Source organism: Rhodococcus sp. 24CO (genome assembly GCF_050586165.1).
Taxonomy (GTDB): domain Bacteria; phylum Actinomycetota; class Actinomycetes; order Mycobacteriales; family Mycobacteriaceae; genus Rhodococcus_F.
In genome coordinates this window covers 1-1,112 of the sequence record NZ_JAZFNF010000062.1, presented here as the reverse complement: position 1 = coordinate 1,112, position 1,112 = coordinate 1, and the positions used below count along the sequence as shown (strand labels likewise).

The window sequence follows — 1,112 nt, the reverse complement described above, 5'->3', positions numbered from 1 at the left end:
TGTATGAGGTACGGACGTTAGTTACGCGGTGCCGGCGGTAAGCGGCAGGCGGTCGTCCTCCGCGTGCTGAATGCGGTCGATGATAATTGTAGTGAACGTTCCACACCTCAACGGCAGTACGTCGTTGCTGCTCGCTGGTGTATTCGCGGGAGTACAGCAGTTCTTCGGCGAGGATGCGGTTGTATCGTTCGACCTTCCCGTTGTGTTTCGGTGTGTACGGCTTGATCCGGTAGTGCCGCGCTTGTCGCAGTGAAGATGTGAAATCTGCTGCCCGATAGCAGGATCCGTTGTCGGTGATCACGCGCTCGATCCGGGTGATGCCGTGTGCGGCGAAGAAGACGCGTGCGTTGTTCATGAAATCGATGGCTGTCGCGGCGGTTTCGTTGTCTCTGGCCTCGGTGTACGCCAAACGGGTGTTGCCGTCGATCGCGGAGTGCAGGTAGGTGTAACCGATCCGAGGCTGCTTCGATCGCGCCTTGCGCCGCTGGGATCGTTTGGCCTTGTCGGAGCCGCGGCCGTGGGCACGCCACCCGCCGCCGTCCGGGATCTTTCCGACCTTCTTGATGTCGACATGCACCATCTGACCAGGTCGTTTTGCAACGATGACCTGTGGCTTTCGGTTGGTTTCGCCGTTCGGGTCGATGAACCGGCGACGGTGCAATCCCAGGTCTCGCAGGATTTTCGTGACCGTTCGACGAGCAATGACGATGCCGTCGGTGCGCAGTTCGAACGTGATTCGCGAGGCCGACCATTTTCGGGTTCGTCGCATGGATTCGATCTCGGCCACGATCTCCGCGGCTGTGGCGGTCGGTTGGTGTATCGGTGTGCTGGATCGGTCCTGTAATCCCAGATCACCGTATTTGCGATACCGGTTGACCCACTTGGAGGCGCATTGGCGGGAGATGCCCATTTCGGCGGCGACGTGGGCGATCGGCCGACTCTGGCACCGCTCGATGAGGCGTCGTCTTCCTTCGACGGTGAGTGGGGCATTACGGTGTGTCACAGGGCTGGTCCTTCTTGGTCGAGAACGGCTATGTCGCAATTCCCATTCTCGCGCCGAGGACCAGCCCGTCTACTTCAGTCCTGCGTCAGCAACGTCCATACCCACAACA

General features: G+C 60.0%; 1 protein-coding gene. It reads right to left on the bottom strand.

Translation table 11 applies throughout. The annotated features are described in order from the left end of the window. Positions 1-1,003 (bottom strand): IS481 family transposase (locus tag V2B23_RS30835; protein ID WP_430953688.1); only part of this gene is annotated, 1,003 nt, incomplete at its 3' end. Between the last annotated feature and the right edge of the window lie 109 nt (positions 1,004-1,112).